The sequence below is a fragment of the Pseudomonas sp. FW305-28 genome, from assembly GCF_017351395.1.
GTDB classification, from domain to species: domain Bacteria; phylum Pseudomonadota; class Gammaproteobacteria; order Pseudomonadales; family Pseudomonadaceae; genus Aquipseudomonas; species Aquipseudomonas fluorescens_AA.
The window spans coordinates 40,498-53,485 of sequence record NZ_JACNDD010000024.1 but is presented as its reverse complement, the minus strand read 5'-3'; the positions used below and the strand labels follow the sequence as shown (position 1 = coordinate 53,485).

General features: G+C 58.6%; 15 protein-coding genes, 1 tRNA gene and 1 pseudogene. 2 read left to right on the top strand and 15 right to left on the bottom strand.

Going from position 1 to position 12,988, the window contains the following annotated elements; translation table 11 throughout:
* Positions 1-359: 359 nt before the first annotated feature.
* Together J4E53_RS08355 and J4E53_RS30740 are read right to left on the bottom strand one after the other, a co-directional pair.
* Positions 360-635 (bottom strand): hypothetical protein, encoded by a 276-nt coding sequence (locus tag J4E53_RS08355; protein ID WP_103310095.1) that lies wholly within the window; start codon positions 633-635, stop codon positions 360-362.
* Positions 632-931 (bottom strand): annotated as a pseudogene (locus J4E53_RS30740) (integrase); the annotation flags it as partial. The gene J4E53_RS08355 and the pseudogene J4E53_RS30740, both read right to left, overlap by 4 nt.
* Before the next feature lie 133 nt (positions 932-1,064).
* On the opposite strand from J4E53_RS30740, the gene J4E53_RS08350 reads away from it, so the two are divergent.
* Positions 1,065-1,706 (top strand): BRCT domain-containing protein, encoded by a 642-nt coding sequence (locus J4E53_RS08350; protein ID WP_103310094.1) that lies wholly within the window; start codon positions 1,065-1,067, stop codon positions 1,704-1,706.
* A gap of 157 nt (positions 1,707-1,863) precedes the next feature.
* Here the strand turns inward: J4E53_RS08350 and J4E53_RS08345 are convergent.
* The 10 genes from J4E53_RS08345 to vapB all read right to left on the bottom strand — a co-directional run bounded on the left by J4E53_RS08345 (position 1,864) and on the right by vapB (position 9,005).
* Positions 1,864-1,939: transfer RNA gene (locus J4E53_RS08345), tRNA-Thr, on the bottom strand.
* 75 nt (positions 1,940-2,014) lie between these two features.
* Positions 2,015-2,839, bottom strand: coding sequence for an FkbM family methyltransferase (locus J4E53_RS08340; protein ID WP_103310092.1), 825 nt, complete (start codon positions 2,837-2,839; stop codon positions 2,015-2,017).
* Positions 2,840-3,170: 331 nt separating this feature from the next.
* Positions 3,171-4,403, bottom strand: a complete 1,233-nt coding sequence (locus tag J4E53_RS08335) for a methyltransferase (RefSeq protein ID WP_103310090.1) — start codon at positions 4,401-4,403, stop codon at positions 3,171-3,173.
* Positions 4,384-5,073 carry an ABC transporter permease gene (locus tag J4E53_RS08330; RefSeq protein WP_060739629.1) on the bottom strand — a complete coding sequence of 230 codons (690 nt, stop codon included), beginning with the start codon at positions 5,071-5,073 and terminating at the stop codon, positions 4,384-4,386. Before J4E53_RS08330 ends, J4E53_RS08335 begins: the two co-directional genes overlap by 20 nt.
* A complete protein-coding gene (locus tag J4E53_RS08325) occupies positions 5,070-5,765 on the bottom strand; it encodes an ABC transporter permease (RefSeq protein ID WP_103310089.1) in 696 nt (231 codons plus the stop codon). Before J4E53_RS08325 ends, J4E53_RS08330 begins: the two co-directional genes overlap by 4 nt.
* A 78-nt stretch (positions 5,766-5,843) precedes the next feature.
* Positions 5,844-6,599, bottom strand: coding sequence for an ABC transporter substrate-binding protein (locus J4E53_RS08320; RefSeq protein WP_103310087.1), 756 nt, complete (start codon positions 6,597-6,599; stop codon positions 5,844-5,846).
* Between the two features lie 13 nt (positions 6,600-6,612).
* On the bottom strand, positions 6,613-7,386 hold the full coding sequence (locus J4E53_RS08315) for an ABC transporter ATP-binding protein (RefSeq protein WP_014336086.1): 774 nt from the start codon (positions 7,384-7,386) through the stop codon (positions 6,613-6,615).
* 300 nt (positions 7,387-7,686) lie between these two features.
* The gene (locus J4E53_RS08310) at positions 7,687-8,187 is read right to left on the bottom strand and encodes a hypothetical protein (RefSeq protein WP_060739626.1); all 501 of its coding nucleotides are present in this window, start codon (positions 8,185-8,187) and stop codon (positions 7,687-7,689) included.
* Positions 8,188-8,355: 168 nt separating this feature from the next.
* Positions 8,356-8,775 (bottom strand): tRNA(fMet)-specific endonuclease VapC, encoded by a 420-nt coding sequence (gene vapC, locus J4E53_RS08305; protein WP_060739625.1) that lies wholly within the window; start codon positions 8,773-8,775, stop codon positions 8,356-8,358.
* Positions 8,775-9,005 (bottom strand): type II toxin-antitoxin system VapB family antitoxin, encoded by a 231-nt coding sequence (gene vapB, locus J4E53_RS08300; protein WP_060743091.1) that lies wholly within the window; start codon positions 9,003-9,005, stop codon positions 8,775-8,777. The genes vapC and vapB overlap by 1 nt, the downstream gene beginning before the upstream one ends.
* Before the next feature lie 182 nt (positions 9,006-9,187).
* On the opposite strand from vapB, the gene J4E53_RS08295 reads away from it, so the two are divergent.
* The gene (locus J4E53_RS08295) at positions 9,188-9,637 is read left to right on the top strand and encodes a hypothetical protein (protein ID WP_103310086.1); all 450 of its coding nucleotides are present in this window, start codon (positions 9,188-9,190) and stop codon (positions 9,635-9,637) included.
* Positions 9,638-9,646: 9 nt separating this feature from the next.
* Here J4E53_RS08295 and J4E53_RS08290 read toward each other — a convergent pair whose 3' ends face one another.
* From J4E53_RS08290 to J4E53_RS08280, 3 genes are read right to left on the bottom strand one after another with little or no spacing between them, the layout of a single operon-like run.
* Entirely contained in the window at positions 9,647-10,093 is a 447-nt protein-coding gene (locus J4E53_RS08290; protein ID WP_060739623.1) for a hypothetical protein, read from the bottom strand.
* 40 nt (positions 10,094-10,133) lie between these two features.
* Entirely contained in the window at positions 10,134-12,368 is a 2,235-nt protein-coding gene (locus J4E53_RS08285) for an ATP-binding protein (RefSeq protein ID WP_103310085.1), read from the bottom strand.
* Positions 12,365-12,970, bottom strand: coding sequence for a biliverdin-producing heme oxygenase (locus tag J4E53_RS08280; protein WP_103310084.1), 606 nt, complete (start codon positions 12,968-12,970; stop codon positions 12,365-12,367). Before J4E53_RS08280 ends, J4E53_RS08285 begins: the two co-directional genes overlap by 4 nt.
* Positions 12,971-12,988: the final 18 nt, after the last annotated feature.

The following is a 12,988-nucleotide window of genomic DNA, read 5'->3' as shown; positions in this document are numbered from 1 at the left end:
CAACACCCAGTGGGACGAGGTGGACAACATTCCGAAGATGGAGCACACAGCAGCTCTGCCGTGCGGCGTTTGAGAGCATGAGGGGAAAAGCAGCTATACACCATGACATCAAGTCCCTTTGCGCGTGGTATTGAGAAGGGATGAGGTTATCCGTGAAAATATTAGGATGCAATTGGGATTACATCCGCTTTTGGTCGAGGCTGTGTAAAAACGTTTTTCAGCGCGATTTGAGCCCAGTGTTGGGCTGGAAATCGCATTTCTATGCAAAATCCAGATCGGCTGAGTAGCCGATAATTTTCAGATTTCCTCAATTTTGACGAAGCGTTTTTACATACTATGGGCCGTTTTCTGACCTTCGCTTAACGGTTGAGCTGCCAGGGTTTCCCTAGGCGATGAGTGAGTAATTGCATGGTCAGCAAATAGTAATAGCGCGTCGATTCAGTATGCTGGTTTAGGTGGTGATTCAAAAACCACGCAAGGTGTTTTCTCTGCCAAGTCCATGGATTGTCGCGTTGCCAGCGATCAGCGATTGTTGCTTGGATAGTCTTTGCCTGACGAAGGTGGCGTTGGCGTGTGGTATGCGAACCGGTCAGGACGCCTGACAGGAACAGCTCCATATCGAATGCCATGCTCATGCTCGACCACCAATGTAAGCCGACACTACGTCGATACGGCCGTGCCCCAGTTCATAGCTAATTTGTACTCGGGCATTCTGATCTAGGCGTCGGTCGAGTTGATAGCAATGGCCACCGTTGATGGGGGCGAGATGGTGCGTGATTTGCTTATAGCGTTCGCACGCATAGGCTGCCCGCAATTCGTGGAAGCCTTTGAGGTCGTGCTTATGGAGGATATCCCGAGCAGGACGGACGACTCCCTGTTGGAAATCGAGGTAGCTTTCGTCCGGTGCAAGCAGGTTATGGCTACCGTCAGGGAAAAGGGGACGGATTTATTTCCTCGATCAAAAAATGGGGGGCCGTGCGCAGGAGTGCTAGGTTTGAACACAACATTTCCTCGACCGGTAATGCTTCAGCGCTGAACCGATACCCATCCTAAGGAACCCCGTAATGGACCTACACAACGAGTTCGAAAACAGCAAATTCTTCCACCACGCCCGTATCGATCGACGCGCCGCCGATGCCTTGGTGGGACTGGCTGCGGGGATTACGGCGGACGGTGTCGTGAACACCAACGAAGCGGTTTTCCTAAAGCAATGGTTGGAAAACAACCTCGCCCATTTAAATGACCCGGTGATCAATCTGTTGTATTCGCGTCTGGCGTCCATGCTTCAGGACGATGCTCTGGACCCGGACGAGTCTCTTGAGCTGCTTAACATCCTACGTAGCTTTTCTGGCGTGGGCATTGAGAGATCGAAGGTCGGCGAAGCTGTTGCCATTGCTCCAACGGACCTTCCCTTCAATTCCCCAGCTCCTGACTTGGTGTGGGATGGCCGAATGTTTGTATTTACAGGCGTCATGGCCTTTGGGCCACGCAAAGATTGCCAGGCATTGGTCGAGGAGCGTGGCGGTTTGATTGGTGGTGGGGTGAGTAAGAAGGTGCATTACCTGGTGGTCGGCAGCGTGGGTAATGAGCAGTGGCGCCACAGCACCTACGGAACGAAGATCATGAAGGCAGTGGAACTGCGAGAGGCGGGGGCTTCGATTGCCATTGTGGGTGAGGATCACTGGCAAAAGATGCTGTTTGGTTGAGCCTGTCCTGGCCGTTGTTTTGGGAGAAAGATTGTCGGTGGGGTTGATGGCCTCATCGCGAGCAAGCTCGCTCCCACAGGTTTTTCAGGGGGTGGAGGAAAAGTGAGCGCCCAGAAACAACAAAGCCCTCGCATTTCTGCGAGGGCTTCGTTTTGTATGGTGCCGGCACCAGGAGTCGAACCCGGGACCTACTGATTACAAGTCAGTTGCTCTACCAACTGAGCTATACCGGCGTGTGGGCGACGATTATAGCGATTGGGTGCGTTCTGTAAACCCCTGAATTCTGACTATTTTTGCGCAGGTCCGGCTTAGGCGCGGTGAAGCAGGTTGCGCAGTTTGTTCAGGGCGCGCCAGGTGCGGCTGTTTTGGATGGCGTGGAGTTGGGCTTCGGCCTGTTCGGCGCGGCGCAGGGCGGCGTTGAGTTGTTGGTCGGTGTCGTCGATGGGGTGGCTGAATTTGTGGCCTTTGCAGAGCTGGAAGCCGTCGAGGTTGCACGGTGGGATGTCGAAGGCGGGTTTGAGGGCCAGATGTTCTTCGGCGAGGTAGTAGGTGTTGATGCCGTCGAACAGGATGGACTGGTAGCCGGCGTCGGTGACCAGGTGTTCCCAGGTCTGGTCGCGGGCCCATGGGGTTTCGATGAGGATGATCCAGGGGCGCCAGCGGCTGAAGTCCATGCCGCGCAGCACGGTTTCTTCGTGGCCTTCGACGTCGATTTTCAGGAAGTGGATGGGGCGGCCCTGGGCGTATTGCTCGCAGATGGAGGCCAGGGTGCGGGATTGGACGGTCTGGTTGCGCACGTCCATGCCGGCGTCGCGATGCTGTTGGGCGACGCTGGCTTCTACCGTGGACAGGCCCGTGTCGGCGATGGTGTAGAAGGTCAGGCTTTCGGCGTTTTCACCGGCCACGCATTGCAGGTTGGTGTCGTGGGGGCGTTGCTGACAGAGGGCGTCGTAGTAGGCCGGCACGGGTTCGATGTTGATGCCACGCCAGCCGCGGTCGTAAAACGCTCGGGTGACTGAATCATCTGTCGGATGGTTGGCGCCGACGTCGAGGTAAAAGCCGTTTTCCACCGATTGAAGGGCGCGCCACAGGCGTATGTCTTCGAAGTTTTGTGCGTAGGAAATGAACGTCACGGCCAGTCCTTGAGTGTGTCGGCATTGTGTCAATCACGATACGTGGGGCTGTTGTATAGCACGGGCGCGGCGGACGCAATTATTGGCGCGGGGCAGCACTGAATTCGGCGGTTATGTCGTTTTGCTTAGACGCTTATGCACAACGGGCTGGATGAGACGCAGGGCATCTTGCGATTTTGTGACCGCTTTCGCGTTTCGTCGCAAATGCCTGTTTTCATGGTTTTTTATCCATATGAACAAAAAATGACCAATGCTGATACGGTCAGGAAATCTCGGATTTCTTGGATCCGGGTTTATTTCATCAACAGAGTTATCCACAGGCTGTTTCGCCTCAGTAACGCTCTGCCAGCAACAGCAGATTGCGCGGCGTCAGTGGGGTTTCGCAGAAGGTGCCGAGGCGAACGTCGTAGCCTTTTTGCGTGAGGAAAAGCGCCCGGTCCAGTACCAGCCAAAGCTCCAGCGGCCGTCGAAAAAGACCTCTCAGCAACTCCAGGTTGCGTACCTCGGCCAGGCGCTGATGGCCTGCTGCTTCCAGGGCGACCCAATCAGGCGTGCCGACTGTGGATAAGGCTTTCAGGGCTGCCAGATCGGTGCAGTACTGGACGAAGGATTTTTCCAGCCATGCGCTGGGGAGTGACGGTGTGGGCAAGTACTCGTTGCACCCTCTGATTTGCCGTTGCAGCAAGTCGAAGCCCAGGCGCCAGGCCATGGAGTGGTCCCGCTGCCTTCTGACGCGTGCGCCAGCGGTGACGGTTTCGGTCAGCGGCAGGCTGAGATCGTCGAGCGACAGCTGTAGGGCAGAGCCCTTGGCGGCGTCGGACAGCGCTTGATAGCGCTCGGTGTTGATGCGGTTGTAACAGCACGGTGCGATAGCCAGTTGTGCACAGCCAACGGCGCTGGCCAACTGCATCAAGCGCACATGCAGGTCGCCACAGGCGTGCAGGGCTACGGGGGTGTGTTCGGGGTGGAGCGCCTGGGCGGCGTTCGCCGCTAGCACGTCTTGTTGCAGGTGCGTGGCGGGCAGGTGATGGCGCTGGCTCAGTTGTTGGCCGCTGGCCACCAGTGCGGGGTCGTATTCCAGGCAAGTCAGTTGCTGTTCACCGTGCAGCAGACGTCGACCGAGGTGACCTTTGCCGGCGCACCAATCCAGCCAGTGGGTCGGCTGGGTGGTGAAGTGCAGGCGGCTGGCGAAGGCTTCGATCTGCTGCCATTTGCGCCCGGGTACCTCGACGTTCAGGCGATGGCTTGGGGCTTCGAGTGTGCTGGCGGGCAATTCTGCGACAGCGCTCAATGTGCGGGAGATAGCGGCCAATTCCGGAAACGGTGCGGGTGCGTCCTCCATCAACCATGGCTGATGATGATCATTTTCCGCCGCTTCCAGTGAACGCTGACGTAGCCATCGGGACAATTCCGGGTGGGACGTTTCCCAAGGGAGCTGCAGGTGGGTGAACGGACGTGGTTTCCACAGCGCCTGGTGCGCTGTGAGAAAAACGTCCAGCGCCGTGAAGCGGGCGAGCAATGCCTCGCCCGTCAGCACGCCGCTGTCAGCGCCCTTGGCAGGCATCGACGCGCAACCAGCGCTCCAGCTGCTTGAAGCCTTGCACCAACAGGAAGGACATCAGCAGGTAGAACATGCCGGCGGCGAAGAAGATCTCCACCGGCAGGTAGGTCCGGGCAATGATGGTGCGGGCCATGCCGGTGAGTTCCAGCAGGGTCACGGTGCTCGCCAGGGCACTGGCCTTGAGCATCAGGATCACTTCGTTGCTGTAGGCCGGCAGGCCGATGCGCGCCGCGCGGGGCAGCATGATGTAGAACAATGCCTTGGGCCGAGACATGCCCAGGGCCCGTGCGGCTTCGATCTCGCCCTTTGGGATGGCCTGGATCGCGCCGCGCAGGATCTCGGCGATGTAGGCGGCGGTGTGCAAGGTCATGGTGACCGTGGCGCACCAGAACGGGTCCCGCAGGTACGGCCACAGCGCGCTGCTGCGCACGGCGTCGAACTGCGCCAGGCCGTAGTAGACCAAAAACAGCTGGACCAACAGCGGCGTGCCACGGAAAAAGAAGATGTAGGCGTAGGGCAATGCCCGCACCTGCCACAGGCGCGAAGAGCGGGCGATGCCCAGCGGAATCGCCAGCAGCAGCCCGGCGATCACGGCGATGGCCACCAGCTCCAGGGTCAGTGTCGCGCCTTGGGCCAGCTTCGGCAGCCACTTGATGATGACGTCCCAGTTCATTGGGTGCTCCTGGCAAATCCACGGGCGGCGCGTCGTTCCAGCAGGTGCATGCCGAGCATGGCGAGCACCGTCAGCCCCAGGTACATGAACGCTGCGACCATATAGAAGGTGAACGGTTGCTTGGACACGGTCACGCCAATCTGTGCGTGGCGCATGATTTCTTCCAGGCCGATCACCGAGACCAGCGCGGTGTCCTTCATCAGGATCATGAACAGGTTACCCAGGCCCGGCAGGGCGATGCGCCACATCTGCGGCATGATCAGTCGGGTGAAGATCCGCCACTTCGACAGGCCCAGGGCGACGCCGGCCTCACGGTGGCCCTTGGGAATTGCCAGGATCGCGCCGCGAAACACTTCCGTGGCGTAGGCGCCAAAGCACAGGCCCAGGGCAATGACACCGGCGGCGAAGGCGTTGAGGGCAAGGTCAGGCATGCCCAGGTACTCGCCCAGCGCACGCATCAGGTTGACGGTACCGAAGTAGATCAACAGCACCCAGAGCAATTCCGGAATGCCACGAACCAGTGTCGAGTAAGTGCCGCCAAGCCATTGCAATGGCTTGTACGGCGAGGTCTTGGCCAAGGCGCCGAGCAGGCCGAGCACCAGCCCCAGGCACAGGGCCGAGAGTGCCAGTTTAACGGTCATCAGTGCGCCAGCGGCGAGCGCCGGGCCGAATCCGTGGAGATCGATCATCATGGGTGTGTGTTCATATCGCGGCAGGCTTTGCTAAGGGCCGGCGCTGCGGTGTGGCAGCGTCGGCCGGGTACGTCAGCATCAATAGATGTTGAACGGAAAGTACTTGTCGTTGATTTTCTTGTAGGTGCCGTCGGCGACAATTTCCTTGAGCGCGGCGTTCAGTTTGTTGCGCAATTCGTTGTCGCCCTTGCGCACGGCGATGCCGATCTTGTCGCTTTCCACCACCGGGTCGCCCTTGAATTCGTAGGCGCGGCCGGCCTCGGTTTTCAGCCAGTCATAGTTGACGTATTTGTCCGCCAGGATCGCATCGACGCGGCCAGAGGTCAGGTCCAGATAAGCGTTTTCCTGTGTGTCGTAGAGCTTGGTGGTGATGTCGCTACCCAGTTCGTCTTCCAGCCAGGTGCCGGCCAGGGTCGCCCGTTGTGCGCCGATGACCTTGCCTTTGAGCGAGTCCTTATCGGTCTTGAACTCGGCGCTTTTCGGCGCGATGAACTGCAGTTTGTTGGAGTAGTACGGGTCGGTGAAATCCACCGCCTGCTTGCGTTCCTCGGTGATCGACAGCGAGGAAATCAGGAAGTCGAATTTCTTGGCGTTCAGGGCCGGGATGATGCCGTCCCAATCGGAGGTGACGACTTCGCACTCGACTTTCATCTTGGCGCAAAGGGCGTCGCCGATGTCTTTATCGAACCCCACGACCTGGCCGCTGGCGTCCTTGTTGTTGAACGGTGGATAGGCCGCTTCGATGCCCATCTTCAGTTTATCGGCCGCCGTGGCGTTGGCCGAGAACACCAGGCTGACGGCTGCTGCCAGGAGGAATTTCTTGTAGGTCTGCATCTGTACTGCTCCGTTAGCGGTTGCTGGACATGAATTGTTTGCAGCGCGCCGAAAGCGGGTTTTCGAAGACCTGCTGTGGCGATCCTTGCTCCTCGACCAGGCCTTGATGAAGGAACACGACTTCGCTGGAAACCTGACGGGCGAAGCCCATTTCATGGGTGACCAGCAGCATGGTGCGTCCTTCTTCGGCCAGGGCGCGGATCACACTAAGTACTTCCTGGACCATTTCCGGGTCAAGAGCGGAGGTGGGTTCGTCGAACAGAATCACCTTGGGCTGCATTGCCAGGGTGCGGGCGATGGCGGCGCGTTGTTGCTGGCCGCCCGACAGTTCGGCCGGGTAGGCGTGGCGCTTGTCGGCGATGCCGACCTTGGCCAGCAGTGCTTCGGCCACTTCGACGGCTTCGGCCTTGCTCTGGCCGAGCACCCGGCGCGGAGCTTCGATGATGTTATCGAGCACGCTCATGTGCGGCCAAAGGTTAAAGTTCTGAAACACAAAACCGATCTCGCTGCGCAGGCGGTTGATCTGTTTGCCGTCGGCGGCCACCAGTTCACCGTTTTTCGCGGCCTTGAGCTTGAGCTCTTCGCCGGCCACCAGGATCTGGCCCTGGTTGGGGTTCTCCAGCAGGTTGATGCAGCGCAGAAACGTGGACTTGCCGGACCCGGAGGATCCGAGGATCGAGATCACATCGCCGTCGCGGGCGGTCAGCGAGACGCCCTTGAGCACCTCCAGCTGTCCGTAGCGTTTGTGCAGGTTGCGGATTTCAAGCGCGGGCGTGGCCTGGGCCATGTGCGGTCCTCATGGTGTGTGCTCCCTTGCTGTTGGCTGCCTTCCTTGGCGAGGCGGCCAAGCTAGCATGCGTCCGAATGACAGCCAACAGCGCTTCGGCTGGTAAACCGGGGATGTGTGGCAGGTTGTCGCATCGGCACAGCAGTCTGTCGCGCCATCAACAACCGAACGGCCGTTTGAACCCTGTCTACCGGTGAAAAGCCCGGGGAGTCGCGTGAAAAAAGGCGCGATGGTGCCAGCTTTGGGCGGGGGTTGGAAGGGATAACCGGATGAGCGTGTCGCGATCAAAAGTTTGTTGGGTTACTCGGGAGCATCCTCGAGATCCCACAGTATTTTGAGAACCTCTTTGAAGCTGGCTCGTGCAATTTCGAAATCCGCCTGTACTTCAGGGCTGTGAAGCCAACGCTCCGCTGCTTCCTGATCGATATCGTCAGCCCACCTTCTATAAGCAATCAGGGTATTTTCGACCAGATTTTGGGCTGCCGTGGCTTCGTTTTCGGCATTTTCACGATTCAGAAGCTCGGGCTGTTCATTCGTCATCACAAGGATTAATCCGAGCATCCTGACCATCATATCAATACGCCCCGACTCTTCTTCGGCGTCTTGCATCTCATAGAATAGCGACAAGAAGTCTCTTGGGCGCTCTGCGAATTCGTCCTGCAGGGCATCCAGGAAGTACGGATCTTCGTACTCGGGAAGATCAAACGCGACGGCAGCAGGCTTTGTACGACTGACGCGTAGTTGCTTGGCTTTCGTTTTTGCACGCTTGGCGCGTTTTTGTTGTTTGTTCGCGGAGGCCATGGGTGTGGTTCCGTCATTTTGTTGAAAAAAGTAGTCGTGAAATCTGTGGGAGCGAGCTTGCTCGCGATGGCGGTAGAGAAGCCAACAAAGATGAGGGGGGACGGCCTCATCGCGAGCTACTTCCACAGGAGCCTCGATGGAGCGGTTTTTTAACTTCAAACCCCGAAGTTATAACCCTGGCGTCGTCGCTGTGGTCCAGTCCTCGATGCGCAGGCCCGGGACTCTTTCAAATTCCCTTCGATTGTTAGTCACTACGATCAGCCCGCGAGAACGGGCATGGCCTGCGATCATTTGGTCGTAGGGACCGATCGGCTTGCCAATTTTTGCCAACTCGGCTCGGATCATTCCGGTATGCGCTGCGCCTTCATAATCAAAAGGTAAAACTTCAAGCCGGGCACAGAACCCTTCTATGACCGCAAGATTTTTCTCAGGGGCAGAGGATTTTTCCGCGCCATAAATAAGCTCCATCAGCGTCACGGCGCTAATAGAAAGCTGGCCGTGATGAAGGTTGAAAGCTTCTCTGACTGCCTGCGGTTTGTTCTTGATAGTAAATATACAAATGTTGGTATCTAGCATGAACTTGATCATTAGAAGGGCTCGCGCTCCTGATCGGCAGGCTGTTCACGCTCTGCCATAAAATCTGCTGTTACGGAGTCTCCATCGAACCAGCTATCCCACGCTTCGCCGGCTGGTGTGATGACGCGTGCTCTTCCTATGGCAATCACGTCTACACGCTTTACATCGTTTGGCATCGCAACTGCTTTGGGTAGCCGGACGGCCTGGCTGCGATTGCTCATGAAAAGGGTGGTTTGTTCCATGTGCAGTCCCTCTAGGAAATTCAAACTGAAGCATAGAATCATGCAGGGATATGTCAATGGGATATACGGCGCTGCGATGAATGGTTTCTTATTCCATTCATCGCCAATAGATCTAAACCTTGCCGCATAATCAAAATCAAAAGAGAACTCATGAGCTGTTTCCAGTATCTGGAGTCCTCGCCATGAAGCATAACCATTACTTTTTGCTGCCCTTCCTTCTGTTCGGCGCGCTGTTGTTCCCCATCATGCTCAACGCCACGAACCTGGCCCCGGTAGACAGTGCCGGCGTGCAGGTCCAGCCACAGCAACAGAACGGCATTACCTATCTGTCCGGCGGTATCGGCGAAGACGAAGCCCGGGCCATCGGGCAGGCCCATGGCTACAACCTGCACATGACGTTCGCGGTCGGCCCGGAAAACAAATACGTCCCGGATGTGGACGTGACCGTGCAGAGCGCGTTGGGACAAACATTGTTGACGCTCAGCGATGCGGGGCCGCTGGTTTATGTGCAATTGCCGCCGGGCAAGTACAACGTGGTGGCGACGCGCAACGGGGAGGCGCGACGCGACACTGCTGAGGTAGGCAACGGTGCCGCGCGCAACCTGGTGTTTCATTGGAACGGTGATGAATAGCCGAGCGGCTTATTCGCTGGTGGGTTCTTCCTGGGTCTGGCGATAACGGTCCAGCGCTTCGCTGAAGTCCTTGATGAACTCCGGTGTGCTGAGCCAGCGCTGGGCGGTCTCGCGGTCCATGTCATCGACCCACATGCGGTAGTCCACCAGCATGTCGGCGGCCAGGTTGGTCGCCGCCATGCCTTCGTTTTCAGCGTTCTTCAGGTCGAGCAGGCCTGGGCGTTCGATGATCATCACGCTCAGGGACGTAAGCAGCGTATCGAGCATTTCACTGCGGCTGACGGCCTCGGCTTCGCGCAGCTTGGCGAACAGTTCCAGCACGTAGACCGGTGGCTGGGCGGTGGCGTGGGCCGGATCGCCATACATCGGGATCGATTTGCGCCCGGTCATGCGGATTTGCTTGGCTTTGTCTTTGGCGCGCTTGGCGCGTTTTTGCTGTTTGTTCAGTGAGGCCATTGGGCTTCGGTTTCCAATTCGTTAGGGGGCGGTGCCCGGCTCAGTCGATTCTCGGCACGGTAAAGCGGAATTCGCTGCCCTGGCCTGGCTGGCTTTCGGCATGCAGTTTACCGCCATGGGCCTGGACAATCCCCTTGGAAATGTACAACCCCAGCCCGGTGCCGTTTGGGTTGCCCTCCTTGCTCGTCCAGTAGCGCTCGAAAACATGAGGCAACTGCTCTGGCGTAATCCCTTCACCGGTGTCGCGGACGCTGAACACGATCTCGTTCCCGACCGACATCGCACTGATGCCCACGGAGCCTTGCTGCGGCGTGAACTTGATGGCGTTGCCGATCAGGTTGGACAGCACCTGGAACAGCCGCTCGGGGTCGGCATTGATCCTCAGGTTCGGTTCGGCATTGAAGGAGATGTCGATGGCCTTGGCAGCCGCCAGCGGCGTCAGTAGCGAGCAGGCGTCTTCGAAGATCTGGCTGACGTCCATCGGCTGGGGATTGATGGTGTAGCGCCCGGCGTCGATGCGCGAGGTATCGAGCAGGTCCTCCAGCAGGGCATTCATGCGGCTGGTAGCCTGTTGCATGGTGTCGATGGCTGAGGCGATACGCTTGGAGCTGTGGGAACCGTCGGAGCTGAAGGCCTTTTGCATCATGCCGCAGAGCATGGAAATGACCGTCATCGGGCTGCGCAGGTCATGAGACACCACGGCCACCAGTTCATCGCGGGCTTGCACGGCCAGGCGCTCCTTGTGCACCTGGCGGGCCAGGTCGTTTTCCAAGGCCGAGCGCCGCAAGTCGTTGGCGGCGAACAGATCGCCATGGCTCCATTTGGTACTGATACCGGCCATTTCGACTTTCCAGATCTCGAAAGACGTCCGGGGCCGCAGGCGCAGACCGGTCTCGCTGTTTTCCAGGTCCAGGGGTTTTTGTGGGTCGCCGCTCCATTGGAGGGTTTGCTTGACCTCGGGGCGGAACCACAGCACGCCGTTTTCCACAGGCTTGGGCAAGTGGATCGCCAGCACGCCGCTCGCCACGTCCTGATACGCCTGGGCCGCAGGGAACACACTGCTCAGGTTGTGGTGAGAGAACACTGGCTTGCCGGTTTCCAGGATCCATTTGTGCAGTTCGCGGATCTGCTCCGGTTCCGGGCACTGGCCATGGCGGTGCAGTTTGTTGTCCTCGAGAATCGCGACGCCACTGGCGCCGGTCAGGTCCATGAGGCGTTGCGGCTCGTGGGACAGGCCATCGAAGACGTTGTCGCTGGACTCGGCCATGACCGCGGCGAGGACCTTGAGGTCTTCCAGCTTGGCGTCCCGTTGCCGAGTCAGCTCCAGTGCTTGCATGGCGCTGATCTGCAATGACAGCACCTGGCCGATGGTCTGGCAGGCCATGCGCATTTCATGGGGCACCAGCAGCGGCTGGCGATTGCCGCAACTGATCAGCCCCCACAAGCGTTCGCCCTCCATCAACGAGATGCTCATGGACGACAGTACGCCCATGTTTTTCATGTACTGGCGGTGGATCGGCGAGACGCTGCGCAGCGTGGCAAAACTCAGGTCCAGGGGCGCCTGGGTATCGGGCCGCAATTGCGGAACCAGCGGCACTGGCGTGTAGTCGGCGTTGGGGATGATCCGCAGCCAGTTGATGCGATACAGCTCTCGAGCCTGTTCGGGAATATCCGACGCCGGGAAAAACAGGCCCTTGTAGAGCTCCATCGACGGCGCGCTGGCCTCGGCAATCACTTGGCCGTGGCCTTCTTCCTCGAAGCGATAGATCAGCACCCGGTCGTAACCGGTCATGGCCTGGATTTCCTGCACGCTGATTTCGTACAGGGCCTGGAGGGTTTTCGCACTTTGCAGGCGTTGCAACATGCGGCCCATGTTGGCCTCGCCGCTGACCCCTTCGGGGCGATAGTCGCTCAGGTGCTGTTCCAATTCGACGATCAGGGCGCCCTGATGGCGATGCACCAGGGCATCAAAACGCTGCTGGTTCACGACAATGGCCACGGGTACGTTGTCGCTTTCCGGGGCGGCGCGACAGGCGATGAGGATCGCCTCGGCCTGTTCCAGCCCCAGCAGGGCGTCAAGTGTCTGGCCCAGCAGCCTGTGGGGATCCTGCGCCATCAATTGCAACACGTTGGCGCTGACCTGACGGATCACGAAGTCGGGCTCGGACAGCATCAGTAACACGCCATGAGGCTGGATGGTCCCGGGAAAGCGAATCGGTTCGTCTGCGCAATTGGCCAGCAGTTCTTCGAAGGCTTCCTGGTTTTCCGTGTTCATAACAATACCTTTTGGCTGTCCAGCCAGTGTTCAAAATGAGAGAACGTCGCCTTGGCGGCGTGTGTGACTTCGAACACCTGGGCCTGGCCAAGGTTCCTGTCGTCCAGGTATTGGAGGAAATCCTTCCAGCGTCGGCCAGTGAGTTCGCCATACACATTGAGGAAGGCCGCTCCGCTAGAGGCGTCAAGCCCCAGCTTCTCGGCCACCCTGCGCCGCAGGATCTGCCCCCCGAGCGTTGCACCTTCCAGCACATAGGACACGCCGAGTGCGGCGGCACGGGAGTCGATCAGCGGCAACGCCTGGCAGGTGGGCAGCGCTTCGATAGTAGCTGCTTCCAGACCCAGTGCCGTGAGATCCGCCCGCAGCACCGGAAGTTTGATCCGTAGGGATTGGTCCAGCCCGGTCGGCGTCAATGCAAGTACATGAAGACGTTGTTCCAACGGTTGATAGAAACCGTAGTAGGCCGCCATCAGGCGCCGATACAGATCGAAGTCCAGCTGTTCGGAGAAAAACGGCAGGCGTTTTTCCAGGGCGACGTGCAGTTCAGCGGTTTCGCTCCGCAATGCCTGGATCAGAGAAGGGTAGGGAGCGGCCGATGACATGCAGGATAGAGTTCTTTG

Bases quoted from the DNA above. Each gene is read 5' to 3' on its own strand.
- J4E53_RS08355 (WP_103310095.1), bottom strand. From the start codon at position 635: ATGAGCATGGCATTCGATATGGAGCTGTTCCTGTCAGGCGTCCTGACC.
- J4E53_RS08350 (WP_103310094.1), top strand. From the start codon at position 1,065: ATGGACCTACACAACGAGTTCGAAAACAGCAAATTCTTCCACCACGCC.
- J4E53_RS08335 (WP_103310090.1), bottom strand. From the start codon at position 4,403: ATGCCTGCCAAGGGCGCTGACAGCGGCGTGCTGACGGGCGAGGCATTG.
- J4E53_RS08330 (WP_060739629.1), bottom strand. From the start codon at position 5,073: ATGAACTGGGACGTCATCATCAAGTGGCTGCCGAAGCTGGCCCAAGGC.
- J4E53_RS08325 (WP_103310089.1), bottom strand. From the start codon at position 5,765: ATGATGATCGATCTCCACGGATTCGGCCCGGCGCTCGCCGCTGGCGCA.
- J4E53_RS08320 (WP_103310087.1), bottom strand. From the start codon at position 6,599: ATGCAGACCTACAAGAAATTCCTCCTGGCAGCAGCCGTCAGCCTGGTG.
- J4E53_RS08315 (WP_014336086.1), bottom strand. From the start codon at position 7,386: ATGGCCCAGGCCACGCCCGCGCTTGAAATCCGCAACCTGCACAAACGC.
- J4E53_RS08310 (WP_060739626.1), bottom strand. From the start codon at position 8,187: ATGGCCTCCGCGAACAAACAACAAAAACGCGCCAAGCGTGCAAAAACG.
- vapC (WP_060739625.1), bottom strand. From the start codon at position 8,775: ATGATCAAGTTCATGCTAGATACCAACATTTGTATATTTACTATCAAG.
- vapB (WP_060743091.1), bottom strand. From the start codon at position 9,005: ATGGAACAAACCACCCTTTTCATGAGCAATCGCAGCCAGGCCGTCCGG.
- J4E53_RS08295 (WP_103310086.1), top strand. From the start codon at position 9,188: ATGAAGCATAACCATTACTTTTTGCTGCCCTTCCTTCTGTTCGGCGCG.
- J4E53_RS08290 (WP_060739623.1), bottom strand. From the start codon at position 10,093: ATGGCCTCACTGAACAAACAGCAAAAACGCGCCAAGCGCGCCAAAGAC.
- J4E53_RS08285 (WP_103310085.1), bottom strand. From the start codon at position 12,368: ATGAACACGGAAAACCAGGAAGCCTTCGAAGAACTGCTGGCCAATTGC.
- J4E53_RS08280 (WP_103310084.1), bottom strand. From the start codon at position 12,970: ATGTCATCGGCCGCTCCCTACCCTTCTCTGATCCAGGCATTGCGGAGC.